Annotated in this window: 25 protein-coding genes, 1 tRNA gene and 1 other RNA gene; 14 read left to right on the top strand and 13 right to left on the bottom strand. The window is 63.2% G+C overall.

The annotated features are described in order from the left end of the window. The first annotated feature begins 153 nt into the window (after positions 1-153). Positions 154-384: a hypothetical protein gene (locus tag OQE56_RS12400; protein ID WP_267224675.1), complete on the top strand. Its 231-nt coding sequence runs from the start codon at positions 154-156 to the stop codon at positions 382-384. 20 nt (positions 385-404) lie between these two features. On the opposite strand, the gene OQE56_RS12395 is transcribed toward OQE56_RS12400, so the two are convergent. Together OQE56_RS12395 and OQE56_RS12390 are read right to left on the bottom strand one after the other, a co-directional pair. Then, on the bottom strand, positions 405-1,130 hold the full coding sequence (locus OQE56_RS12395; RefSeq protein WP_425601624.1) for a M15 family metallopeptidase: 726 nt from the start codon (positions 1,128-1,130) through the stop codon (positions 405-407). 4 nt (positions 1,131-1,134) lie between these two features. Then, positions 1,135-2,355 carry a dipeptidase gene (locus OQE56_RS12390; RefSeq protein ID WP_267224673.1) on the bottom strand — a complete coding sequence of 407 codons (1,221 nt, stop codon included), beginning with the start codon at positions 2,353-2,355 and terminating at the stop codon, positions 1,135-1,137. A 132-nt stretch (positions 2,356-2,487) separates the two neighbouring features. On the opposite strand from OQE56_RS12390, the gene OQE56_RS12385 reads away from it, so the two are divergent. From OQE56_RS12385 to OQE56_RS12375, 3 genes are all read left to right on the top strand, one after another. Further along, positions 2,488-3,894, top strand: a complete 1,407-nt coding sequence (locus tag OQE56_RS12385; protein ID WP_267224672.1) for a C40 family peptidase — start codon at positions 2,488-2,490, stop codon at positions 3,892-3,894. 25 nt (positions 3,895-3,919) lie between these two features. Then, complete coding sequence (locus tag OQE56_RS12380) at positions 3,920-5,017, top strand: dipeptide epimerase (protein ID WP_267224670.1); 1,098 nt, start codon at positions 3,920-3,922, stop codon at positions 5,015-5,017. Between the two features lie 103 nt (positions 5,018-5,120). Continuing rightward, positions 5,121-5,822 carry a L,D-transpeptidase family protein gene (locus OQE56_RS12375; RefSeq protein WP_425601623.1) on the top strand — a complete coding sequence of 234 codons (702 nt, stop codon included), beginning with the start codon at positions 5,121-5,123 and terminating at the stop codon, positions 5,820-5,822. Between the two features lie 70 nt (positions 5,823-5,892). On the opposite strand, the gene OQE56_RS12370 is transcribed toward OQE56_RS12375, so the two are convergent. After that, the gene (locus tag OQE56_RS12370; RefSeq protein WP_267224668.1) at positions 5,893-6,480 is read right to left on the bottom strand and encodes a hypothetical protein; all 588 of its coding nucleotides are present in this window, start codon (positions 6,478-6,480) and stop codon (positions 5,893-5,895) included. Positions 6,481-6,710: 230 nt separating this feature from the next. Here OQE56_RS12370 and OQE56_RS12365 point away from each other — a divergent pair, with 230 nt between their 5' ends. From OQE56_RS12365 to OQE56_RS12345, 5 genes are all read left to right on the top strand, one after another. Further along, positions 6,711-7,307: an anthranilate synthase component II gene (locus OQE56_RS12365; protein WP_267224666.1), complete on the top strand. Its 597-nt coding sequence runs from the start codon at positions 6,711-6,713 to the stop codon at positions 7,305-7,307. Further along, positions 7,304-8,371, top strand: a complete 1,068-nt coding sequence (gene trpD / locus OQE56_RS12360; protein WP_267224665.1) for an anthranilate phosphoribosyltransferase — start codon at positions 7,304-7,306, stop codon at positions 8,369-8,371. The genes OQE56_RS12365 and trpD overlap by 4 nt, the downstream gene beginning before the upstream one ends. Before the next feature lie 42 nt (positions 8,372-8,413). Then, positions 8,414-9,208 carry an indole-3-glycerol phosphate synthase TrpC gene (gene trpC / locus OQE56_RS12355; protein WP_267224664.1) on the top strand — a complete coding sequence of 265 codons (795 nt, stop codon included), beginning with the start codon at positions 8,414-8,416 and terminating at the stop codon, positions 9,206-9,208. Between the two features lie 7 nt (positions 9,209-9,215). Further along, complete coding sequence (locus tag OQE56_RS12350) at positions 9,216-9,917, top strand: HAD family hydrolase (RefSeq protein WP_267224662.1); 702 nt, start codon at positions 9,216-9,218, stop codon at positions 9,915-9,917. Positions 9,918-10,076: 159 nt separating this feature from the next. Continuing rightward, the gene (locus OQE56_RS12345) at positions 10,077-11,066 is read left to right on the top strand and encodes a bifunctional helix-turn-helix transcriptional regulator/GNAT family N-acetyltransferase (protein WP_267224660.1); all 990 of its coding nucleotides are present in this window, start codon (positions 10,077-10,079) and stop codon (positions 11,064-11,066) included. 89 nt (positions 11,067-11,155) lie between these two features. On the opposite strand, the gene crp is transcribed toward OQE56_RS12345, so the two are convergent. Beyond that, positions 11,156-11,863, bottom strand: coding sequence for a cAMP-activated global transcriptional regulator CRP (gene crp, locus OQE56_RS12340; protein ID WP_425601622.1), 708 nt, complete (start codon positions 11,861-11,863; stop codon positions 11,156-11,158). A gap of 266 nt (positions 11,864-12,129) precedes the next feature. On the opposite strand from crp, the gene speD reads away from it, so the two are divergent. Beyond that, a complete protein-coding gene (gene speD / locus OQE56_RS12335) occupies positions 12,130-12,915 on the top strand; it encodes an adenosylmethionine decarboxylase (RefSeq protein ID WP_019465856.1) in 786 nt (261 codons plus the stop codon). Positions 12,916-13,022: 107 nt separating this feature from the next. On the opposite strand, the gene coq7 is transcribed toward speD, so the two are convergent. Further along, entirely contained in the window at positions 13,023-13,664 is a 642-nt protein-coding gene (gene coq7, locus OQE56_RS12330; RefSeq protein ID WP_267224656.1) for a 2-polyprenyl-3-methyl-6-methoxy-1,4-benzoquinone monooxygenase, read from the bottom strand. Next, positions 13,661-14,869, bottom strand: coding sequence for a (Fe-S)-binding protein (locus OQE56_RS12325; protein ID WP_267224653.1), 1,209 nt, complete (start codon positions 14,867-14,869; stop codon positions 13,661-13,663). The genes coq7 and OQE56_RS12325 overlap by 4 nt, the downstream gene beginning before the upstream one ends. A 140-nt stretch (positions 14,870-15,009) precedes the next feature. Between OQE56_RS12325 and rplM the strand changes: the two genes are divergently transcribed. The 3 genes from rplM to OQE56_RS12310 all read left to right on the top strand — a co-directional run bounded on the left by rplM (position 15,010) and on the right by OQE56_RS12310 (position 15,983). After that, positions 15,010-15,438, top strand: a complete 429-nt coding sequence (gene rplM / locus OQE56_RS12320) for a 50S ribosomal protein L13 (protein WP_267224651.1) — start codon at positions 15,010-15,012, stop codon at positions 15,436-15,438. A gap of 9 nt (positions 15,439-15,447) precedes the next feature. After that, positions 15,448-15,840, top strand: a complete 393-nt coding sequence (rpsI, locus tag OQE56_RS12315) for a 30S ribosomal protein S9 (protein WP_074546260.1) — start codon at positions 15,448-15,450, stop codon at positions 15,838-15,840. Positions 15,841-15,909: 69 nt separating this feature from the next. After that, positions 15,910-15,983: transfer RNA gene (locus tag OQE56_RS12310), tRNA-Gln, on the top strand. A gap of 395 nt (positions 15,984-16,378) precedes the next feature. Here OQE56_RS12310 and OQE56_RS12305 read toward each other — a convergent pair. Further along, positions 16,379-17,278, bottom strand: coding sequence for a GYF domain-containing protein (locus tag OQE56_RS12305; protein WP_267224649.1), 900 nt, complete (start codon positions 17,276-17,278; stop codon positions 16,379-16,381). A gap of 473 nt (positions 17,279-17,751) precedes the next feature. Between OQE56_RS12305 and OQE56_RS12300 the strand changes: the two genes are divergently transcribed. Further along, positions 17,752-19,404 carry an MFS transporter gene (locus tag OQE56_RS12300; RefSeq protein ID WP_267224648.1) on the top strand — a complete coding sequence of 551 codons (1,653 nt, stop codon included), beginning with the start codon at positions 17,752-17,754 and terminating at the stop codon, positions 19,402-19,404. 52 nt (positions 19,405-19,456) lie between these two features. On the opposite strand, the gene rpiA is transcribed toward OQE56_RS12300, so the two are convergent. The 6 genes from rpiA to OQE56_RS12270 form a co-directional block, all read right to left on the bottom strand. Further along, on the bottom strand, positions 19,457-20,098 hold the full coding sequence (rpiA, locus tag OQE56_RS12295; RefSeq protein WP_267224647.1) for a ribose-5-phosphate isomerase RpiA: 642 nt from the start codon (positions 20,096-20,098) through the stop codon (positions 19,457-19,459). Between the two features lie 27 nt (positions 20,099-20,125). Continuing rightward, on the bottom strand, positions 20,126-20,590 hold the full coding sequence (locus OQE56_RS12290; RefSeq protein ID WP_267224646.1) for an EVE domain-containing protein: 465 nt from the start codon (positions 20,588-20,590) through the stop codon (positions 20,126-20,128). Next, on the bottom strand, positions 20,587-21,207 hold the full coding sequence (locus tag OQE56_RS12285; RefSeq protein WP_267224645.1) for a 5-formyltetrahydrofolate cyclo-ligase: 621 nt from the start codon (positions 21,205-21,207) through the stop codon (positions 20,587-20,589). The genes OQE56_RS12290 and OQE56_RS12285 overlap by 4 nt, the downstream gene beginning before the upstream one ends. Before the next feature lie 85 nt (positions 21,208-21,292). Continuing rightward, a non-coding RNA gene (gene ssrS / locus OQE56_RS12280) (6S RNA) lies at positions 21,293-21,479 on the bottom strand. A gap of 6 nt (positions 21,480-21,485) precedes the next feature. Next, positions 21,486-21,809, bottom strand: coding sequence for a cell division protein ZapA (locus OQE56_RS12275; protein ID WP_267224644.1), 324 nt, complete (start codon positions 21,807-21,809; stop codon positions 21,486-21,488). Then, positions 21,802-22,041, bottom strand: coding sequence for a TIGR02449 family protein (locus OQE56_RS12270; protein WP_267224643.1), 240 nt, complete (start codon positions 22,039-22,041; stop codon positions 21,802-21,804). Before OQE56_RS12270 ends, OQE56_RS12275 begins: the two co-directional genes overlap by 8 nt. Positions 22,042-22,067 lie beyond the last annotated feature (26 nt).

Here is a 22,067-nt window from a genome sequence, read left to right as displayed (position 1 = left end):
CGCGTGAATCCGCTGTGAAATGTTCTCACGTAGGAATTCGCTGAGGACACTTTCAGAAAAGTCCCATATTTTCTGACAGCACTGCTCACTATCTTGCAGGGACCCCAACGAGACCTCTTAGGCGAAGGCCTACAGGTCGAAGGTTCCCCTGTGATGACCATCCACACCGAGTACACCGTGTCCCTGCACCATGGCCGCGGCTGGGTTGTCTTGCGCAACGGCGATCCGATTGGCCGCCGTTCCGAGCTGTTCGACGCGGTCAGTTTCGCCACGCATCTGGCTGAGCGTGAGGCGACGGTTTGCAGCTTGCCGACGCGCGTGTTGGTGGGGGCGTCGGATCTGTCGTCGATGTTGCAGTCGTCGCCGTTACGGCGCGTCGCTTAGCGCCTCCAGGTAAGAAGGCGCTACTGCACCGGCACGTCGTAAATAACGTTGGGCGCCGGCACGATGCTCAGCGTGTAGTGCCACCACTCCATCGCGTAGTTGCGAAAACCCTCACGCTCCATGGCGGCCCTGAGGAGCGCCCGGTTGGCGTGCTGGGCAGGTGTGGCCTGGGGCGAGTCGGTGTTCGCCAGCGTGCCGAAGAAATCGAACGAAGTACCCATATCCAGCGGTTTGCAGTGGGTGTCGTCAGGCTCGCATTGCATCAGCGTGAGATCCACCGTGGCACCGCGGCTATGGCCCGACACCGGGGCGATGTAGTCGCCCAGCAAGGCGCTCTTGTCCAGATTCGGATAGTGCTCGGCCTTGGTGCGTTGATCTTCGAGGTCGCCCGCCCAGCGCACGAAGTGCTTTACGGCGCGTGCCGGCCGATAGCAATCGAACAACTGCAGGCGCTGGTGCTGCGCCTGCAGGTCGTGCTCAACGCGCGCCAGCGCTTCCGCTGCTGGTTTGAGCAGCAGGCACTTCGGCGCGAGATAACCGTCGACGGGGGCACCCACGAAGTTATCGCTACCTGCGTACTTGATGTCTTCGGCGATGTCCGGCACCAGCTGGCGGATATCGACCAGGCCCGCTTCGGCCGCTGTGCGGGCCGGCGATAGCACGGGCGTTGAGTCCGCCATGGCATGGCGGGCCAGCAATAAGCCCGCAAACAACGGGAACGCACGTAGCGGCAACCGCAAGGTCATGCCATCACCCGCTCACGTGGTGAACCGTGGCGTGTTTCGCCACGTCGCCCCACACGCGCAGCAAGTTGCCGCCCCACAATTTGGCGATGTCGTCGTCGTTGAAGCCGGCGCGACGCAGCGCGGCGGTGACATTGCGCGTCTCCGAGGCATCCTGCCAACCGGCGATTCCGCCACCGCCATCGAAGTCGGAAGCGATGCCGACATGGTCGATACCGGCCACGCTCACCATGTGGCGAATATGCGCCGCGAAGTCGTCCACTGTCGGCAGCGGGAACGCGGCATCGATGCGGCGCATGCCATCGATGTATGCCGGCAGGTATTCGTGCTTGTCGCTGTCGAAGGTCTTGTCGCCGGCGTCGTGTGCCACTTGCGCTTGCAGCGCCTTCTCCGCCAGTTCGCGACCCGGGTCGAGCTTCAGGAAGCCTTTGTATGCCACGGCCTGGATGACGCCGCCTTTGGCCGCGATGGCGCGCAGCAAATCGTCGGAAAGATTGCGCGGGTGGTTGGTCAGTACGCGCGACGAGGAGTGCGAGGCGATCACCGGTGCGCTGGAGAGCGCGAGCACGTCTCGTACACAGGCGTCCGAGGAATGGGAGACATCCACCATGATGCCGAGCTGGTTGGCGCGTTTGACGACGCTGCGTCCAAAATCGCTGATGCCCGCATCGCTCAGCGGTGGGTCGCCCAGATCCGCTTCCGGGGTGGAGCTGGTGCACAGGTCGTTGTGGCCCATGTGCGCCAGGCCCATATAGCGCGCGCCGCGTGCATACGCTTTGTCGACATTGGTGATGTCGTGACCCAGCGAGTAGCCGTTCTCCACGCCGATCATGGCGGAGAGTTTGCCCGCCGCGCGATTGGCCCGGACCTGTTGCGGTGTCGTGGCCAGCCGGATGCGATTGGGATAGGTCTTGAGCATAAGCGCGATGGCGTCGTACTTACGCTGGGCCTCGGCGACCGCGTGCGCGTAACCCTCCGGCGTCAGAGGCCCCTGTTCCACATAGACGATGAAAAAGGCGGCATCGAGACCGCCGCGCTGCATCTTGTCCAGATCGACTTTCAGTACATCGGAGTGCGCGGCATCAAAGCGCGCGTCGTGCATGAAGGTGAAGGGGATATCGACATGGGTGTCGAGTGTGAAGGGCGGATTCTGCTGCGCCCATGCCGTGCTGCAACTCAGCGCCAAGGTGAGCGCCGTCACCTTCCCCAGCGTGCGAAACACATTCATGCCGACCTCCCCAGGTGTGCGTGCAGGCATCGTACAGGCTCGCCACCGTCATGTGACGAGGGGTAGGCGCTAAGTGCTGGCGGGCGATATGCTCGAGCCCACGTGCAGCTCAGTATTCGGCAAGGGTCATTCATGCGATGGGTTCAGACGACGGCGTGGGCGCTTGTCTTCGGTATGGCGACGGTGCCGGCATGGGCGGACCAGCTGCCCAGCTCCCTGCCAGTGCCGTCCTCAGGTGTTATCGGCATGACCCGTGACGACATGCTGACGGCCGACTTCTGGATACGGCAGGCGGCACAGCCTGATCGCGTGCTGCTCGATGCACCCGCCATTGCGGCGCAAAACCGGCAACTCTTTCAGCGCGACCCGTCCATGCGCGATCTGGGTGCCTTGCCGGCCACGCTTTCTCGCGCGCAGGTCGAAGGTTGGATCAAGGGCCTGTCCAGGTTGCCAAAGCGTCCGCTATATGACGACAAGGGTGTCCGCGTTTCCGATGCCACCCTGCAGCAGATCGGCGACCAGCTGGCGTTGGATCGTGTGCCGGCCGAGCAGTCGACCCGTTACGGGTTGATCGTGCGGCGCTCGGCGCTGCGCAGCTTCCCTACAGACCTGCGCGTGTTCACCTCTGACGATGACACCGACATCGATCGTTTCCAGGAAACCGCGGAGTTTCCTGGCACACCGGTTGCCATCGTGCACGAAAGCCGCGACGGGCAGTGGGTGTTCGTGCTCAGCCCCCGCTATTCGGCATGGACCCGCAAGGAAAACGTGGCCGAAGGATCGGCCATCGAGGTGTTTACTTATGTGGACAAGGCGCCGAAACGCGTCGTGACGGGTGCCAGCGTGGCCACCGTCCATACGCAGGAGCGGCCGGCGCTATCGCAGTTGCAGCTGGACATGGGCGTGGCCGTTCCGGTGATGACGGACCATCCGGCCGATCAGCCAGTCAACGGCGAATCACCCTATACGTCCTACGTGGTTGATCTCCCGGTGCGCGCCCAGGACGGCAAGCTGAGCTTTTCGCCAGCGCTACTGCAGCGCCAGAGCGATACGGCCGATCACTACCTTGCTCTGACCGAAGCCAATATTTTGCGTCAGGCCTTCAAGTTCCTCGGCGAGCGCTACGGATGGGGGCATGCCTATGACGGGCGCGATTGCAGCGGATTCGTATCGGATGTCTATCGCAGCATGGGTGTGCAGATGCCACGCGACACCGGGCGGCAGCTGGGCAGTCCGGTACTGACGCATCAGACCTTTCATGCCAAGGACAGTCACGACGTGCGCATGAAGGCCGTGAATGCCTTGCAGGTGGGCGACCTCGTCTACATCCCCGGGCACGTGATGATGGTGATCGGCCATCTGGATGGCGAGTCCTATGTCATCCATGACACCACGGGCATCGGTTATCGCGATGAGCATGGCGGTCTGCGGCAGGTCAAACTTAATGCGGTGTCCGTGACGCCGCTGCTGCCTCTGATGCTCGACGAGACGCACTCGTACGTCGATCGCATGGAAGGCATCGTGCATGTGCGACCCTGAGCGGTCTTAACCGGCGGCGCGATTCGTGCGAATCACAAAGATCGAGCTCGGCATGTTGCGCGTGCCGCTGAAGACGCCGTTTCGCACGGCGCTGCGCACCGTTGAGCAAGTCGAAGATATCGTCGTCAGGGTGCAAACCGACACCGGTCACGTGGGATATGGCGAGGCGCCGCCCACGGCAGCGATTACGGGCGATACGCACGCCACCATCATCCGCGCGATTCGTGCTGACATCGCGCCGGTAGTTATCGGAGAGGAGGTGGCGGATATCGACCGTTTGGTGCACCTGATTCAGGGCGCTTTGGCCGGGAATACTAGCGCCAAGGCGGCGATGGAGATCGCCATTTTTGATCTGTGGGCGCAACTGCATCAGGTGCCGCTCTGTCAAAAGCTGGGCGGCGATCTGGCGGTCATCACCACCGACGTCACGATCAGCGTGAACGACGTGGACACCATGGTGGCGGACGCCATTCAGGCGGTGGCGCAGGGTTATCGCGCACTCAAGATCAAACTCGGCAAAGACGCGCGACTCGACGTTGAGCGCGTCATGGCCATTCATGCGGCCGTGGGCAGCGGTATCGCGTTGCGTCTGGATGCCAATCAGGGATGGACGGCGGAGCAAACCGTGCGTGTTCTGAGCACGCTCGAAAGCGCGGGCGTGCATCCTGAGCTGGTCGAGCAACCCGTGCCGGCCCGTGACCTTGATGGCATGTGCTATGTCACGGCGAGGGTGAGTACGCCGGTGGTCGCGGACGAAAGCGTGTTCAGTCCCGCTGACGCGCTTGAGGTGATTCGCCGTGGCGCGGCGAACATCATCAACATCAAGCTGATGAAAGCAGGCGGTATCTCCGGGGCGCTGCGTATCGCTGATATCGCTGCCGAGCACGGCATGACCTGCATGATCGGTTGCATGCTGGAAAGCAGTATCAGCGTGGCGGCAGCCGCCCATGTGGCGGCTGCCCGGCCGACGGTGATCACCAAGGTCGATCTGGACGGGCCGTCGCTGTGCCAGTACAACCCAGTCGAAGGTGGGGTGATGTTTCAGGGTCCGCAGATCGCGCTGGTTGATGCGCCCGGTCTGGGCATTCGTCACGTACGCGGCGTGGAGAAGTTGAGCGACTGATATGTCTCTGCTTGCGAAGATGGGATGGGAGTCTGGGGCGCCGTGGCGTCTGGCATTGCGGTGGTGCCTGGCGGCCGCAGCGATGCTTGCCGGAGGAGGCGCCGTGGCTGCCGACGATGCTGCTGCCTGGCGCACCTCCCGTCAGATGGTGCTGGTGGTGACACCCGACTGGAACGCCGATCACGGCACGCTCCGCGCGTACGAACGCCGACAGGGAGGCTGGCAGCCCGCAGCCGATGCGCAGCCGGTGACCATCGGTCACGCCGGCGCTGCCTGGGGGCTGGGGCTCAATGCGCCGCAAGCCGTGGGGCCGCAGAAACAAGAAGGCGACGGCCGCAGCGCCGCTGGCGTGTATCGCATTGGCGAGACCTTCGGTTACGCCGCGAGCGCGGACACGCGCATGCCTTACCGCGCCCTGCAGGTGTCTGATTACTGCATGGATGTCAGCGGCTCGCCCTACTACAACCGCATCGTCGATGCGCGGCAGGTCGGCGAGCAGGCCGTGGCGGGATCCAGTGAGCCGATGCGGCGCGATCTGCATCTGAATGGCGATGCGTTGTACACGGTCGGTTTTGTGATCGAACACAATGCGCAAGGGCGTGCGGGTGCGGGCAGCTGCATTTTTGCCCACGTGTGGCGTTCGCCGGGCGATGCCACCGCTGGCTGCACGGCCATGCCGGAAGCCGCCATGCGTCAGTTGCTGGCGTGGCTGAAGCCTGAGGATCAACCGGTATTCGTCCTTCTGCCGCAAAACGAATACACACGCTTGCGCGCGACGTGGCACTTGCCGGCGCTGGAGCCGTGACCATCAGCGGGATGATGTAGGCCGACGTCATGGTCATCGGCGCCGGCTACGTGGACACATGGAGCAGGCTCTAATGCAGGCGTGAGCCGAACAGCACCAGGGCAGCTATCGTGGCGTGCTTCTGGTCGGCACCCCAGGGCGGTCCCGCCCACTTGCCCAGCGCGGTGATGTCGGCCATCCACGGGCAGGCAGAAGGTGCCAGCTGGTCCAGTTCGCGCTCGGGTATCAGGCCCAGCGGCAGTCCACAGGCGGCCACTGCGGCGGCGACGGCATCCGGAAAGAGGTGGCCTTCGGCCTGATGCATGCGGATATGCACGGCGAGAATCTGCTCAGTCGTCCAGGCCGGCATGGGCGAAGCGGTAAGTACCGCGCCGCCGGTGACATCGTGGCCCGCCTCGAGCAGCTCCTGCAGCCATGCGGCGACGACTCTGGCCGACGCGTGCCGCGCTGCCTCGATACCCCGTTGCACCATCGCCTGTGCGCGGGCGGGCGCCATGCCTTCGGCCGCGTGATAGGGCTGCCGCGCCCAGGGGGCGGTGCGCGCATCCACCAGGGGCAGCCGGCGCCGATCCACCAGTTGCAGATGTTCGTCCTGCAACCCGACGGCGACCGTCGCGGCCCAGCCCGAATGTGCCTTGAACCCGATGGCGACCTTCATAAACCGCGCCTCGATCCGCCCGGCTGTGGGAGTGCTAGCCCGCGCCCGGTATAGCACGCCGGGGGCGGCCCGGAGCGGCGGAACACGCCGTTGCTGCAGTGCGGCGCTGGTTTGAGCACAATGCACCCCTTGGTACCGCGTTTTGCGGGCCCCGCGGGACCGGCGATCATCCCCCGACGCGCCGCGTCCCCGCCGTTCCTTCGACGAGCAATCAACCGGTTGGCATGCCCATGCTTTTGATGATCGACAACTACGACAGCTTCACCTTTAACCTCGTGCAGTACCTGGGCGAACTGGGGCAGGCGGTGAAGGTGGTGCGTAATGACGCGGTGGACGTGGCTGGCATTCGGGCGCTGAAGCCGTCGCACATCATGATTTCGCCGGGCCCCGGTACGCCGGACGATGCCGGTGTCTCGCTGGATGTACTGCGCGAACTGTCTGGCGAAATTCCTGTTTTCGGCGTGTGCCTCGGGCATCAGGCGATCGGCCAGGTGTTTGGTGGCAAGGTGATCCGCGCGAAGCAGATCATGCATGGCAAGACGTCGCCGGTGCGCCACCGTGGCAAGGGCGTGTTCGCCGGCCTGCCGGATCCGTTTGACGCTACGCGCTACCACTCGCTGGTGGTGGAGCAGGCGTCGCTGCCCGATTGCCTGGAAGTCACCGCGTGGACGGAGAACCCCGACGGCTCCATCGACGAAATCATGGGCTTGCGCCACAAAACCCTGAACGTGGAAGGCGTGCAGTTCCATCCGGAGTCGATCCTCACGCAGTACGGTCACGACCTGCTGCGTAATTTCCTCGGCCTGCCGCTGAAGCTCGCGGCATGAACGGCGCAGGGACCGTCGGCCGTCGCGTCACCATCACGCCGCAGGAAGCTCTGCAGCGCACGATCGAGCATCGCGAGATCTTCCACGACGAAATGATCGAGCTGATGCGTCAGATCATGCGCGGCGAAGTGAGCCCGCTGATGACGGCGGCGATCATTACCGGCCTTCGCGTGAAGAAGGAAACCGTCGGCGAAATCACGGGCGCCGCGCGTGTCATGCGCGAGCTTTCCGCCAAGGTGGAGCTGCCGCCGCACGAACACTTCGTGGATATCGTGGGCACCGGTGGCGATGGCGCGTCGAGTTTCAATATTTCCACGGCATCGATGTTCGTGGCCGCTGCCGCCGGGGCCCGCATTGCGAAGCATGGCGGGCGCAGCGTGTCGTCCAAGTCGGGCAGCGCCGATGTGCTGGAAGCACTGGGTGCCGTTATCGACCTGCCGCCTGCGCGGGTGGCGGAGTGCATGGAGGCATGCGGCATCGGTTTCATGTTTGCGCCCAACCATCATCCTGCGATGAAGGTGGTGGTGCCCGTGCGCAAGGAAATGGGAGTGCGCACGCTGTTCAATATTCTCGGTCCGCTGACCAATCCGGCGGGCGCGCCCAATATCCTGATGGGTGTGTTCCATCCCGATCTGGTTGGTATCCAGGTGCGCGTGCTGCAGCAGCTTGGCGCGAAGCATGCACTGGTGGTGTGGGGGCGCGACGGCATGGATGAGATCTCGCTGGGCGCGGCCACGCTGGTCGGCGAGCTGCGTGACGGCGAAGTGCACGAGTACGAAGTCGAGCCGGAAGATTTTGGTCTGGCCATGGCCTCAAGCCGCAATCTTCGTGTGGAAAATGCCGAAGAGTCGCGAGCCATGCTGTTGGAGGCGCTGGAAGGCCGCCGTGGCGTGCCGCACGATATCGTCTGTCTCAATGCGGGTGCGGCGCTGTACGCGGCCAATGTGGTGGATTCCATCGCGGCAGGCATCGAGCTTGCGCGATCAACCATTGCCAGTGGCGCGGCCCGTGCAAAAATGGACGCCTTCGTCGCCACCACGCGGCGGCTGGGCGGAGCGGTTTGACGCTCACGCCCTCTTCATCCCCCATCCCCGCAAGCTTTCGTCATGACCGACATTCTCCAACGCATCCTCACTCGCAAAACCGAAGAAGTGGCCGAACGTAGCGCCAGGTTGCCGCTGGCCGAGTTGTCCGCGCGCGTGGCGGATCTGCCGGAAACCCGTGGCTTCGCCGCCGCCATCGAGGCTAAGGTCGATGCAGGTCTGCCTGCCGTCATTGCCGAAGTGAAGCGCGCCAGCCCGAGCAAGGGCGTGATCCGCCACGACTTCGATCCGGCGGCGATTGCTCGCAGCTATGAGAAGGGCGGGGCGGCATGCCTCTCCGTGCTCACCGACAAGGATTTCTTCCACGGCAGCGAAGATTTTCTGCAGCAGGCACGCGACGCCTGTTCGTTGCCGGTGCTGCGCAAGGATTTCGTGATCGACCCCTACCAGGTGTACGAAGCGCGCGTGATCGGTGCGGACTGCATCCTGCTGATTGTCGCGGCACTGAGCGATGCAGCGCTGCTGGAGCTGTCCCTGCTGGCGGCTGAGCTCGATCTGGATGTGTTGTGCGAAGTGCACGATGCCGAGGAATTGGAACGTGCGCTTGCGTTGCCGGTGCCGTTGATCGGCGTGAATAACCGCAACCTGCGCACCTTCCATACGGCGATCGAGACCTCCATCGAGCTGCAGCAACTGATGGAGTACGACCGCATCCTGGTCAGCGAGTCCGGCATCCATACACCGGACGACGTGGCCACGCTGCGCGATGCCGGTATCAACGCGTTCCTGGTGGGCGAGGCATTCATGCGCGCCGACGATCCGGGCACCGAGCTCAAGCGTTTGTTCGCCACCCGATAAGCCGCTTATGTCCACAGGGGAAATCTGTTCCACGCCGCAGGTGGCGGAAGCCGCCGTTTCTGCGCCGCGCACCGTGCTGTTCGATTTCGACGGCGTGTTGATCCACGGCGATGCGTTTTACCTGTTCATGCGCCACCAGTTTCAGCGTTCGGTGCTGCGCAAGCTGGCGGCCGTGCTGGCGCTGCCCTGGGTGGCGCTGATGGCGCCGTTCTCGCGCAAGCTGGCGGGGCGCTCGCTCGTGCATGTGGGGTTGTTGGGACTGAACGAGCGCAGCTACAAAACGGTTACCGAGGCGTTTGCGGCCAGTCTGGTGCGCCGTCCCAGGCAATTCTGCCGCGATGGGCTGAACGTCCTGCGCCGCCATCAGGCGGAGGGTGATCGCGTCATCGTGGTCACCGGCTGCGAGCACGTGCTGGTGAGCCACATCCTGGCGCAGCTGGGTCTCGCTGATATCGAAGTACTGGCCTCGCAACTGCGGCCGGGCCTGCTGGGCATGCGCGTGAAACAGCACAACGTGGGCCGGCGCAAACCCGCCCGGCTGGCTGCCGCCGGTGTTGGGGAGTGGCATGTGGCCTATAGCGATTCACTGGTCGATGCCCCCATGCTGAAGCCTGCGGCGGAAGCTGTGCTGGTCAATGGCACGCCCAAGCTGTGCAAAAAGCTGGAAAAGGCGCTGGGGCGAACGATCACCCGCGTCGACTGGTTCTAGCCCGACTCTCGTCTCTGATCGGAAGAGCACGCTGCGGGCGACCGCGGCGGCGTGCCGGCTTTTTTGCACTCAGGGCGCACTTACAGCTTTTGGGTAGGTGGCCGGTCTCGCCTCGCGTGGTGAAGTTGCGTTAGTGCTTACATGTATTTGGGGTAGTCCATGTATCTTCCTTCGCTCGCCCAATTGGCGCTTGGCAGTCGGCTCAAGTCGCTCAGTGATCACTTCTACGCCGCAGTGGACGAGGTCTATCGTTCGTGCGGCGCTGGCGTGGAATCGCGCTGGTTTCCGGTGCTGCGGTTCCTGTGGGAGCACGGTGAGACCACCGTCAGCGATGTAGCGGCGGCCATTGGCCAGACCCATTCGGCGGTCAGCCAGCTGGCCGACAAACTGGTTGACGCGGGTCTGGTGCGGCGCAAGAAGGACGTGCAGGACGGCCGCCGCAGCCTGCTCGTGCTGACCGACAAGGGGCGGACCGCCGTGTCGGCGCTGGGCCCGATCTGGGTGGCCGTTCGCCGCGGCATTCGGGCCTCGCTGGGAGAAGAAGGACTCGCCCACTTGCTCGAGGCCCTGGCCGCGACGGAGCAAGCCCTGGAAGATCGTCCGGTGGTCAACGCCATGCTCGCCGAGCACGCCGCGTTGACGTCCGCCAGGCTCGAAGTCGTGCCGTACGAGCCCGCGTTGAAGGACCACTTTTACCGCCTCAATGCGCAGTGGCTGGAGCGGCATTTCCGTATCGAGGACATTGATCGCGAGCTGCTGGGCGACCCGGAGCGATATGTGCTGGGGCCGGGCGGTGCCATCTTCTTCGCGCAGCTTGGCGGCGAGGTGATTGGCACCTGCGCTCTGCTGCAGGAGTCGCGGGGCGTTTACGAGCTATCCAAGATGGGCGTGGATGAAACCTTTCGCGGCATGGGTGCCGGCCGCAGCCTGCTGGCGGCGGCCATCGACGAGTTTCACCGGCGCGACGGCAAGGAACTGTTCCTCGAATCCAATAGCCGTCTCAAGACAGCGCTGCGCATGTACGAGCAAGTGGGCTTTGTGTTGCAGCCGTCGGTCCGCCCCGGATCGCATTACGAGCGGGCGGATGTGTACATGGTCTACCGGCCGGAAAAAGTCGAGATGGCACGGGCCAGTGCCGCCAAGGGCTGACGAGGCGCCACCGCCCGGAGTGCCCGAGGCGTCATCCCGGCCATGACCGGGATGACGCGACAGGTGGTGGTGTCAGTGGCCGGGTGAGCTCAGCGGGTGCCGCGCACCACGATGGTCTTGCCCGCCACATCGATCATGCGCTGCTCTTCGAGCTGCTTGAGCACGCGGCCGACCATTTCGCGGGAACAACCCACGATACGGCTCACTTCCTGACGGGAAATGCGGATCTGGGTGCCGTCCGGATGGGTCATCGCATCTGGCTCCTGGCACAGGTCCAGCAGCGTCTTGGAGATGCGGTTGGTCACATCCATGAACGCCATGCGGCTGACCTGGCGCGAGGTGCGCAGCAGACGGTGGGTCAGCTGGGAGCCGATCGCAAACAGGATCTTCGGGCATTCCTCGCGCAGCGGGCCTTCCATCAGCTGGAACAGGCGCTCGTAGCTGATTTCGGCCATTTCGCAGGCGGTGCGGGTGCGCACCATGGACTCGCGCTGGGCTTGCTCCACGAACAGGCCCATCTCGCCGATGAACTGGCCACGGCTGAGGTAGGCCAGGATCAGCTCGCGACCCTGTTCATCTTCGGTGCAAACGGCCAGCGAGCCGTCCACGATGTAATAAAGCGTGTTTGCGGGATCGCCCGGACGGATGATTGCGGTCTTGCCCGGGTAGCGCCGGCGATGGCAAAGCGCCAGAAAGCGCTCCATCGAGGCCGGATCCGGTGCAAAGTTGGCTGGCGCCTGAGAACGTTCAAAGGCTTGTTGTAGCTGATATTTGAGTTGCGCCACGTTAGATCCCATAGATTCAAACGGGGGCCGCAAGCGTCCCCCGATAGTCCAATCCATTCCCCCCTCCGGGCATTATGGCAAAGTAACCTAATCAGCCGAAGGTTCAGTTTTCCCTTTTTTTGCCGCATACTTCACGGTCTTTCCGACGCGATCCCTTTGTCGCGCTCCGGTCACAAGGGTCGTGGAAGCTTCCCGCTTTCACGTTCAATTATCTAGCGGGGACCCTTGTAGCTAACCCGCCCTCTGCTGCTGGCCCCTTCCCGGCCTGGAGAGTCGCTGTGGTGAAACCGCTTCCGCGCCTGCGTCTGCAGGGCTTCAACAATTTGACTAAGGCTCTGAGCTTCAACATCTACGACATTTGCTATGCAGTGTCTGAAGAACAGCGCCAACGCTACATCGAGTACATCGATGAGCAGTACGACGCCGATCGCCTCACCCAGATCCTGACGGACGTGGCTGAGATCATCGGTGCCAACATCCTCAACATCGCACGCCAGGATTACGATCCGCAAGGCGCTTCCGTCACGATCCTCATCTCCGAGGAGCCCGTGGTGGAGAAGCTCGGCCGCGACACCATCTCCGATGCCGTGGTGGCGCACCTGGACAAGAGCCACATTACCGTCCACACCTACCCGGAAACGCACCCGCACAACGGCATTGCGACCTTCCGCGCGGACATCGACGTGGCCACCTGCGGCGTCATCTCGCCGCTGAAGGCCCTGAACTACCTGATCGACAGCTTCGAGTCAGACATCGTCATTGCCGACTACCGCGTGCGCGGCTTCACCCGCGACGTGAAGGGCAAGAAGCACTTCATCGACCACAAGATCAACTCGGTGCAGGACTACCTGGCCAAGCACATCCGTCAGAAGTACGAGATGTTCGACGTGAACGTGTATCAGGAGAACATGTTCCACACGAAGATGCACATCAAGGACTTCGACCTTGATACGTACCTCTTCGAGGCGCATGCCGACGACCTCTCGTTCAAGGAGCGCCAGCGCATCGAATCGCTGCTGCGCCGCGAGATCGAAGAGCTCTTCCATGGCCGCAACCTGATGTAACGAAAAACCCGCCGAAAGGCGGGTTTTTTTTCTTTACTCCCTCTCCCCTCCGGGGAGAGGGTTGGGGTGAGGGACGGGTGCTCGCGAAAGCATGACAATCCGGGCTTTTAAACCCGATAAGCCACAGCCTTCATCACCATTGACGTCAAATGCATCACGCCAGGGACGGGGAACGGCAAATCAATGCCCCCACGCTCACGCGCGTCATGCGCATGGCGAATCTCATCTGCCTGCATCTGGGTCAGCACGGCGCGGGAGCGCTCATCTTGTGGCGGCAGCTTGTCCAGATGCTCTTCGAGATGGGCTTCCACCTGCCGCTCTGTCTCCACCACAAAACCCAGGCTCACCGCATCGCCGGCCATCGCGGCGATGGCGCCGATGGCGTAGCTGCCGGCGTACCACAGCGGATTGAGCAGGCTGGGGCGGCTGTCCAGCTCCCTCAGGCGCTCGGTGCACCAGGCGAGGTGGTCGGTTTCCTCGGCGGCGGCATGCAGCAGGTGCGCGCGGTTGGCTTCGTTGCGTGCCAGAGCGGCCTGGCCGTCATAAAGCGCCTGTGCGCAGACTTCACCGGTGTGGTTGATACGCATGAGTCCGGCCGCGTGGCGGCGTTCGGCGTCGTCCAGTTCGGCCTCTTCGAAAGCGTCGGCAGGCGAAGGGCGAGCCGCCTCAGGGGCGCCGGCCACGGTTTCCAGGGCGCGTTCGATGCCAGCCAGCAGGCGGTCAAGCGGGGAAAGCGTGCGTGCATTCATGGCGATATCTCCAGTTGCTGCGCCAGCAACGTCAGCGGATGCATGGCCGGCCAGCGCTGGCCTTCGGCATCCATGCCCGCGGTCAGGTGCAGGCGGCAACCGATATTGGACGACAACACTTGCTGTGGCGCCAAGATGGCGATCTGTCCCAGCACACCTTCGCGCAGGCGAGCGGCGCGCTCGGGAAACTCCAGCATGTGCGAACCCGCTGCTCCGCAGCAGTGGGGCGGGGCCGGTATTCTCGCCACCTCAAGCTCCGGAACTTTGCGCAGCAAGTTTTGCAGCGCGTTCTCATTGCGCGCCACATTGAGCTGCGTGCACGGCACATGCAGCGCCACACGCCGCGCAAGCGGACGGAAGCTCAGTCGGTCGGCTCGCGCGGCAAGCAGAGTAATCGGGTCAGTGACGGTGACGTCGGGCAGCGCGCGGCGCAAGGTGCCCAGACAGCCGGGAGTGACGGTCACCAGCTGCGTTGCACCGGACGCCATCCAGGTCTCGCGTACCCGCTCAGCCAGTCGATCAGCGGCCTGTAGCTCACCGCCATGCAGATCCATCGCGCCACAGCAGAACGCCGGCAAGCGGGTGACCTGATAACCCGCGGCGCGCAGCAATGCCGTGGCGGCTGCTTCAGCGGCAGCGTCTTCCACGCTCGCCACGCAACCGGGAAACAGCGCTACGACCGGTGCGTCTGATGGCGCGTTTGCCGCTGCCTGTGGCGGTGTTTGGTCAGCGACGGCGGGCAGTGTTTCCAGTGCTGATCGCCACGCCGAATCTGCCGGCAGGCGAGCGCTTAGTCGCGCCTTCCAGCGAGCCAGCCCCACGGCGCCACCGATACGGGTCGCGAGCCTGAGCAGCGTTGGCTGTTTCAGCATGGCGAGCAGCGCGCGTGGGCGATGGGCCATCGGGCCGATCAGTGCGCGGGTTTCCACCAGCAACTCACCGTATTTCACGTGGGCCGGGCATACCCGCTCGCAGTTGAGGCAGCCCAGGCAGTGATCGAGGTGGATGCGCAGAGCCGCCGTGGGCTCCGCATCCCCGCGCGCCAGGGCGGCGGCAATCGCGATGCGGCCTCGTGGGGACTCCGCCTCGTTGCCATCCAGTGCATAGGTAGGGCATACCGGCAGGCACAGGCCGCACTGCACGCACTGGTCAGCCAGCGTGCTGATGCTCTGTTTAAGAGTAGTGGGGGGCTTTTCAAGCGCCATGCTGATCATGCTATCATTGCCAGCTCGCATCCCACCGGTCGGTGGGCTTGCGCGATTGATGAAAACTCCGTTATCATCTCGCGCCTTTGTTCCACCGATTACGTGAACCGCCCTTGAGGCGGCAGACTAGGTATTCTGAAATGAAAACGTTCAGCGCCAAGCCGGAAAGCGTCAAGCGCGATTGGTTCGTGATTGACGCCACGGACAAGACGCTCGGTCGTCTCTCGACCGAGATCGCCCGCCGTCTGCGCGGCAAGCACAAGCCGGAATTCACTCCGCACGTCGACACGGGCGATTACATCGTCGTTGTCAACGCCGAGAAGGTTGCCGTCACGGGTGCCAAGCTGGACGACAAGATGTACCACCGCTTCACCGGCTACGTCGGCAACCTGAAGACCACGAGTCTGAAGGACATGCTGGCCTCGCATCCGGAGCGCGTCATCGAAATCGCCGTCAAGGGCATGCTGCCGAAGAATCCGCTCGGCCGCGCGATGTACCGCAAGCTCAAGGTGTACGGCGGTGCCGAACATCCGCATACCGCTCAGCAGCCGCAGGCGCTGGAAATCTAAGGAATCATTATGGCGATCCAGCAGAACTACGGCACCGGCCGCCGCAAGACCTCCGCCGCTCGCGTGTTCCTTCGCAAGGGCACCGGCGCGATCACCGTCAACGGCAAGACCCTCGACCAGTTCTTCGGTCGTGAGACGTCCCGCATGATCGTGCGTCAGCCGCTCGAACTGATCGAAGCGACCGACAAGTTTGACGTGAACGTCACCGTCGCTGGTGGCGGCATCACCGGCCAGGCCGGCGCGATCCGTCTCGGTATCGCTCGCGCGCTGATCGAGTACGACGAAAGCCTGAAGTCCCAGCTGCGCAAGGCTGGCTTTGTGACCCGCGATGCTCGTGAAGTCGAGCGTAAGAAGGTCGGTCTCCACAAGGCTCGTCGCGCCACCCAGTTCTCGAAGCGCTAATTCTCTTCGGAGAGCAGGCACTTCGACTGACCGGTGCATCAAGTCAGAGCGCACCGCTCAGCAGGGTATTGGGAGATCGTCTAACGGTAGGACAACGGACTCTGACTCCGTTTATCTAGGTTCGAATCCTAGTCTCCCAGCCAAAAACAAAAAGCCCGCCTTTACGGCGGGCTTTTTGTTTTTCGTTGGGAGGGTTCGGGAGGCGAACCTCGTTCGACAAATTTGTCTGGAACAAATTTGGACAGCGCAACGCGCTGGCCCCGTAGCGCGCAGCGCGGAGGGGTGAGCCCCATGGATGGGGCGAACAATCCCACCCTGCACGAAAAGAAGGCTCGCCCTAACAAGGCTGCTTTTGTTTTCAGCAAGGAAAGCAAGCACGAAGACGCACCTACTAAGTGCATCACTTTCCCAACCTGATAAACGTCAACAACGTTAGCCCACCCGCGCGACCCATCCAGAAGCGCTGAGCCAGGCCCACAAAAAAAGCCCGCCATAAGGCGGGCTTTCGTCTTCCATCAATCAACGCAAAGCGCCCCAACTACTCCCCCTGCTGCGCCTCAATCGCATGAGCTCGCTTCACATACTGCTGATACGACGGAATAGCGATCGCAGCCAGTATCGCGAGCATAAAGGGAATGATGAAAAGAAGATAAAACACGCCCTTCGGCGCCTTCGGGTTGCTAGACCCCGTGTTCTTCCAGCGCGAAATCCAGCTCAGCTGCCCTTGCAGGTAATACGTGTTGAAGAAGAACAGCGTCACGCCGCCAATCTCCACCGGCAGGCTGTAATCGGCGAGCTTGCGCTTGATGGAGTCGGCCATCGAAAAGTACGCGACAAGCCATAGCACCAAATACGCCAGTGTCAGCAAGCCGCCGAGCAAGGATCCCCGGTTGCCCGCCGAGAACACCTCACCAACGAAGAGGCAGCCCAGTGCGCCAGCCAGCATCATGGTGGCCTTGCTGTCACCGTCGATCTTGCGCACCCAGTTGGCCTGGATGAATGGCCAGACGATGGCGAAGATGCCGAAGGTGAGGATGGTGAACAGCAGCACCAGCCCCCAGTGCAGGGATGGCGGCGCAGGCAGGTCACGACGGTTCGCTGTGTCCGAGTCGTAGTCGTCGTGCGGTGCATACTCAGCACGCGAAAAAGCCGGTGCAGGCGCACGCTCGTCATAGCTGTAGGTTGCGCCCGGGCGATCTTCGGCAGCGAATACGGCAGGGGCGCTCGCCGTGGCTTTCGGTGGCGGAGGTGACGGTGGTGTCGCGGCGCTTTCCGGGAACAGCGAGTACAGCGGTACCCACTCCGGCATGCCCTTGCGCCAGGCGAGCGTATCGGGCCCATAGCGGCCTTCGGCCATCCAGCGGCGCACATCCTCTTCGAGGAACGGGCCACTCTTCTGGCCGTTCTCCGCTATCCATACTTTCTCGCCGTTGGTCATGTCGAGCCCCTTCCTGTTTGGAGTCACTGTTTACGAATGCCTGCTGCTGAGCAGGCGATGAAATGAGTGCGTGCGAAGCGCGTGCCGCCACCGACAAGACGAGTCTGCGAGCGAGGCACGAAGGGCGCAGCGTGAGACGAGCGGGCCGAAACCCGCAAACAAAGCGACGCCTGCGCAGGTTGAGCGCATACGCTGGTGCGTTCACGATGCTGATGCCGCCTGCTGCCGGGCGCGCCGGAGTCAGGCGGGCAAGCGATACATTCCATCTACCGCTCCTGGTCCCCGGGAAAGAGCCTAATGGCGCACAGGCAGCAGGACAAGTTGGTCACAAATACAAGAGACCCCGTTGCGTCCGGCGGCGTGGAGGCCGCCGCGTTGTAGGCGCCTGACGAATCGATATTCACAGCCCAAGGACAGGTGACCACCGACCCTTGGCAGCATGCCGGTGCTGCCGGCTTGCCCGTGGGCCGCTGATGCTCCAGTCCACTACGCCCGAGGTCGATGTTGCTCCCAGGCCGGCTGAGCCGCGGGAATCCGGCGTACTCGCGCCGTTGACGGTGCCGGTATTCCGGCAGATCTGGGCCGCCAACCTGGTTGGCAATCTCGGCACCTGGGCACAGTCGGTGGCTGTGGCGTGGGTGATCACCGCGTCCAATGCGGGTCCGATCATGGTGGCCATGGTGCAGGTGGCTTCGACGGCGCCGCTGGTGCTGCTCTCGATTGCCACCGGGGTGCTGGCAGACAACTACGACAAACGAAAGATCATGCTGGTGGGGCAGGTGGTGGAGATGGCTGGCGCCCTGTTTCTCACCGGGCTTGCCTTTCTGGGGATTCTCGACCCGACCTGGCTGCTACTGGCGGTGCTGTGGATCTCGCTGGGCAGTGCCATCACCGTGCCCGCCTGGCAATCGGCGGTAGGCGAGCAGGTGCCGCGCCCCATGGTGAGTTCGGCGGTGCTGCTCAATGGCGTGAACTTCAATGCGGCGCGCGCCATCGGGCCAGCGCTGGGCGGCCTCATGCTCAGCGTGCTGGCGCCGAGCTGGGTGTTTCTGCTGAACACGCTGAGCTATATCGGCCTGATCGCGGCGTTGTGGCATTGGCGGCGCGATGTTCCGGAGCGCCACTTGCCACCGGAGGGTATTCGCGAAGGCGTCGTGGCGGCGATTCGCTTTACCTGGAATTCGACAGTGACGCGCCTGGCCATGTGGCGCTCTTTCCTGTTCGGTTTCACCGCGAGCGTGATCTGGGCCTTGCTGCCCTTGGTGGCGCGCGACCGGCCCGGAGGCACGGCGGCGTTGTACGGCTACATGTTGGGCATGATTGGCGTCGGCGCGATTCTTGGCAGCATGGCCGTGCCGATGTTGCGCCGGCGGATGGGTTCCAGCCGGCTGATCAGCGTCGCGGCGTTCACTATGGCGATGATGTTGGCGCTGCTGGCTTATGGCGGCTCGTTGGCCGTGATGTTTCCCGCGCTGCTGGTCGCGGGGGCGTGCTGGATCGCCGCGCTCACCGAGTACAACGCCAACGTGCAATTGCTGGTGCCCGACTGGGTGAAGGGGCGCGCGCTGGCGTTGTACCAGACGTCACTTTATGCAGGTCTGGCCATCGGCTCGTTCTTGTGGGGTCATCTCGCCGCCACCATGAGCGTATCCGGCGCGATCTTTGCGGCAGCCATCGTGATGGCGGCGGGGGCGTTCCTGGCCTATCACGCCCAATTTCCGCAGATCGACGCGGGCGAGTTGGCGCAAGCCAGACGCGGCAAGCCGTCGTCACCCGAGCTGGCGTTCAATCATGAGCAAGGCGATGTGGAGATGTCGATCGAGTACGTGATTCCGGCCGAGAATGCGGCGGAATTCGTCGCGCTGGCCGACTCGTTGCGCCATCTGCGCTTGCGCAATGGCGGCCGCTACTGGGGACTGTTTCGCGATCTTCGCGATGAGGAGATATGGCGAGAGGTGCTGTTGGTCGAGAACTGGATTCAGCACCTGCGCATGCTCGACCGCATGACGATTGCCGATAAGGCGCTGATTGATCAGGTGCGGGTGTTGCACAAGGGGCCTGAGCTGCCACACGTCACCCTGGGTGTCACTTACCAGGCGATCACCTACGGGGATGACCTGACCTGATGATGTGTGGTCGCAACGCCCTCTGCCCTGCGAGCAGAGGGCGTTGAAAGGCTTACATCACCTTGTCACCCACCAGCACCACGTCGGCCGGGCGGCGCGCAAACAGACCCACCGTAACAATGCCGGGAATCTGGTTGAGATCGTTCTCCAGCCCGACCGGGTCGGCGATCTGCCAGCCGTGCACATCGATGATCCAGTTGCCGTTGTCGGTCACCACGCCGTCGCGCCACACCGGGTTGCCGCCGCGCTTGACGATTTCGCGACCGATCAGGCTGCGCGCCATCGGAATCACTTCGATCGGCAATGGGAATTTGCCCAGCAGGTTCACCTGCTTGCTCGAGTCGATGATGCACACGAACTTTTCGCTGGCTTCGGCCACGATCTTCTCGCGCGTCAGCGCAGCGCCGCCGCCCTTGATCAGTCGCTTGTGCGAATCGCATTCATCGGCGCCATCCACGTAGAGCGTAAGCGGGCCCGTGGCGTTGAGGTCGAGCACCGGAATGCCCAGGCGCTTGAGCTGCGCGGTGGACTGCTCCGAACTCGATACGGCGCCCTGGATGCGATCCTTCAGGTCGGCCAGTGCGTCAATGAAGTAGGCGACGGTGGAGCCGGTGCCGACGCCGACAATGGCGCCGTCCTCGACGTAGCGGATGGCGGCTTCGCCGGCCAGGCGTTTCTCGTTGGCGTTGCTCATGGGTGAGTTCCAGTAAGGGAGAAAGAGTTATTCCATCGTCAGGATGTGGCGCCATTCCTCGGCGCCTATCGGCATCACGGACAAACGGTTGCCCTTGCGCACCAGCGCCATGTCGGCCAGCACCGGTTCGGCCTGCAGCGCCTTCAGCGAAATCGTGTGTTTGAGCTTTTTCACGAACTTCACGTCCACCAGCATCCAGCGCGGGTTGTCGCGCGAGCTGGCGGCATCGAAGTATTTGCTCTTGGGGTCGAACTGGCTGGGATCCGGATACGCGTCGGTGGCCACTTCCGCGATACCGACGATGCCGGGCTCATCGCAATTGGAGTGGTAGAAGAACACCTTGTCACCCACGCGCATGCCGTCGCGCATGAAATTGCGCGCCTGATAGTTGCGCACGCCGTCCCAGGCTTCCTGGCCTTTACGCTTGAGGTCGTCGATGGAGAATGCATCCGGTTCGGACTTCATCAGCCAGTACTGCGTGTTCTTGCTCATGCGTGGGCTTCTCCATCCTCGCCGGTGGCGTGACAATCGATCAGTTCGCGGTCGGTAGCGATGAAATCCAGCGGTACGTCCCAGGGTTCCTCATCAATCTGCGGCAACTCCTGAAACGCATAGGCGATCCCTACGAGCAGCGGCTCCGTGGGGCGAACCTGGTCGTTGAGGAACGCAAAGGCGCGATCGTAATACCCACCACCGGTACCGAGCCGGTTGCCCTGGCGATCGAAGGCCAGCAATGGCACCAGTACCAGATCAAGCTGAAACGGCTCCAGCAACTCGCGCGGCGCCGCCGGTTCGGGGATGCCGTAACGGTTCGGCTGCACGTCTTCGCCGGCCTGCCATGGCGCGAAACGCAAGTGGTGCTTGGGGCCGATGACCGGCAGCAGAAACTGCTGACCCCGCGTGGACAGCGGCGGAATGATGAGATTGAGCGGCAATTCGCCGTCGCAGGCCCAATAACCGGCCACACGGGCATCGGTAAGGTATTCAGGTAGCTGCTCGAGACTGCGTCGCAGGCCCTGTGCGGCAGCGATGCGCTGCGGTGGCGTCAGCCGGCGACGCTGTTCAGCCAGTTGCCGGCGTAGTTCGCGTCGCTGGGCGGTAGCGTCCACGTTCGCGTCTCCTGCTATACGGGGCCCTGCGAGCGACCCTGAACATGCGGCGCCAGATGGCGCCGCATGACAAGGGAATGAGGTGGCGTTAACCGCGATGCCGCTGCCCACCAAACGACCTTGATCCACGATGGATCAGGTGGGAGAGCTACATGGCCTCAAGGCTTTCCGCACGTGGCGGACATGCACAACAGCCGATGAAAAGCCGACCCGGGGCCGTATTTAGGAACAAGGCAAATGTAAGAGTGTGCTGGCGCACACCGCAGAAAACGCCGTGGCTATTTTATGTGGGCGTCGAGGGCGGCTTCAAGCTTGCGTCGCAAAGAAGCCAATCCTTCAGTCACGCCCTGGTCACTGCCAGTGTGCGTCTTGCGCAAAGCGAGAAACTCATGGGTCACGCTGATGGCGGCCAGCACCGCCAGGCGGTCGAAACCGGGCGCCTTGGCGTTGGCACGAAGTTCGCGCATCTTGCGGTCGAGATAGGCGGCCGATTCCAGCAAGCCTTCGCGCTCTTCCGGCGCGCAGGCAATCAGGAATTCGCGGTCGACCAGGCGCAGGGCGACCGGTTCGTTGGCGGTGCTGCTTACGCTGTTCTCAGCCATTGTTCTCAAGCGCCTTCAGTCGCTGGATCATCGCCTCAACGCGGCTGCGTGCCTGCTCATTACGCGCCATCAAGCCGGCACGCTCAGTGGCCAGTTGCTCCTGGCTATGGCGAAGGCTGCGGTTCTCTTCTGTGAGGCGGCGCACCATGTCGAGCAGACGATCGACCTGCTCGCCGAGGGCGGCAAGCTCTTGCCTGACGGGGTCTGGCTTCACGGTTTCGGGCGGGCTCATGGGCCGGAACTATAGCAGGAGGCTTG

The organism is Dyella silvae (assembly GCF_026421305.1).
GTDB lineage: Bacteria > Pseudomonadota > Gammaproteobacteria > Xanthomonadales > Rhodanobacteraceae > Dyella > Dyella silvae.
This window is presented reverse-complemented; position numbering and strand designations above follow the sequence as displayed.

What these genes read in the sequence shown, in the direction of transcription:
- OQE56_RS12400 (WP_267224675.1), top strand. Translation starts at nt 154, where the DNA reads ATGACCATCCACACCGAGTACACCGTGTCCCTGCACCATGGCCGCGGC.
- OQE56_RS12395 (WP_425601624.1), bottom strand. Translation starts at nt 1,130, where the DNA reads ATGACCTTGCGGTTGCCGCTACGTGCGTTCCCGTTGTTTGCGGGCTTA.
- OQE56_RS12390 (WP_267224673.1), bottom strand. Translation starts at nt 2,355, where the DNA reads ATGAATGTGTTTCGCACGCTGGGGAAGGTGACGGCGCTCACCTTGGCG.
- OQE56_RS12385 (WP_267224672.1), top strand. Translation starts at nt 2,488, where the DNA reads ATGCGATGGGTTCAGACGACGGCGTGGGCGCTTGTCTTCGGTATGGCG.
- OQE56_RS12370 (WP_267224668.1), bottom strand. Translation starts at nt 6,480, where the DNA reads ATGAAGGTCGCCATCGGGTTCAAGGCACATTCGGGCTGGGCCGCGACG.
- OQE56_RS12365 (WP_267224666.1), top strand. Translation starts at nt 6,711, where the DNA reads ATGCTTTTGATGATCGACAACTACGACAGCTTCACCTTTAACCTCGTG.
- trpD (WP_267224665.1), top strand. Translation starts at nt 7,304, where the DNA reads ATGAACGGCGCAGGGACCGTCGGCCGTCGCGTCACCATCACGCCGCAG.
- trpC (WP_267224664.1), top strand. Translation starts at nt 8,414, where the DNA reads ATGACCGACATTCTCCAACGCATCCTCACTCGCAAAACCGAAGAAGTG.
- OQE56_RS12350 (WP_267224662.1), top strand. Translation starts at nt 9,216, where the DNA reads ATGTCCACAGGGGAAATCTGTTCCACGCCGCAGGTGGCGGAAGCCGCC.
- OQE56_RS12345 (WP_267224660.1), top strand. Translation starts at nt 10,077, where the DNA reads ATGTATCTTCCTTCGCTCGCCCAATTGGCGCTTGGCAGTCGGCTCAAG.
- crp (WP_425601622.1), bottom strand. Translation starts at nt 11,863, where the DNA reads ATGGGATCTAACGTGGCGCAACTCAAATATCAGCTACAACAAGCCTTT.
- coq7 (WP_267224656.1), bottom strand. Translation starts at nt 13,664, where the DNA reads ATGAATGCACGCACGCTTTCCCCGCTTGACCGCCTGCTGGCTGGCATC.
- OQE56_RS12325 (WP_267224653.1), bottom strand. Translation starts at nt 14,869, where the DNA reads ATGGCGCTTGAAAAGCCCCCCACTACTCTTAAACAGAGCATCAGCACG.
- rplM (WP_267224651.1), top strand. Translation starts at nt 15,010, where the DNA reads ATGAAAACGTTCAGCGCCAAGCCGGAAAGCGTCAAGCGCGATTGGTTC.
- rpsI (WP_074546260.1), top strand. Translation starts at nt 15,448, where the DNA reads ATGGCGATCCAGCAGAACTACGGCACCGGCCGCCGCAAGACCTCCGCC.
- OQE56_RS12305 (WP_267224649.1), bottom strand. Translation starts at nt 17,278, where the DNA reads ATGACCAACGGCGAGAAAGTATGGATAGCGGAGAACGGCCAGAAGAGT.
- OQE56_RS12300 (WP_267224648.1), top strand. Translation starts at nt 17,752, where the DNA reads ATGCTCCAGTCCACTACGCCCGAGGTCGATGTTGCTCCCAGGCCGGCT.
- rpiA (WP_267224647.1), bottom strand. Translation starts at nt 20,098, where the DNA reads ATGAGCAACGCCAACGAGAAACGCCTGGCCGGCGAAGCCGCCATCCGC.
- OQE56_RS12290 (WP_267224646.1), bottom strand. Translation starts at nt 20,590, where the DNA reads ATGAGCAAGAACACGCAGTACTGGCTGATGAAGTCCGAACCGGATGCA.
- OQE56_RS12275 (WP_267224644.1), bottom strand. Translation starts at nt 21,809, where the DNA reads ATGGCTGAGAACAGCGTAAGCAGCACCGCCAACGAACCGGTCGCCCTG.
- OQE56_RS12270 (WP_267224643.1), bottom strand. Translation starts at nt 22,041, where the DNA reads ATGAGCCCGCCCGAAACCGTGAAGCCAGACCCCGTCAGGCAAGAGCTT.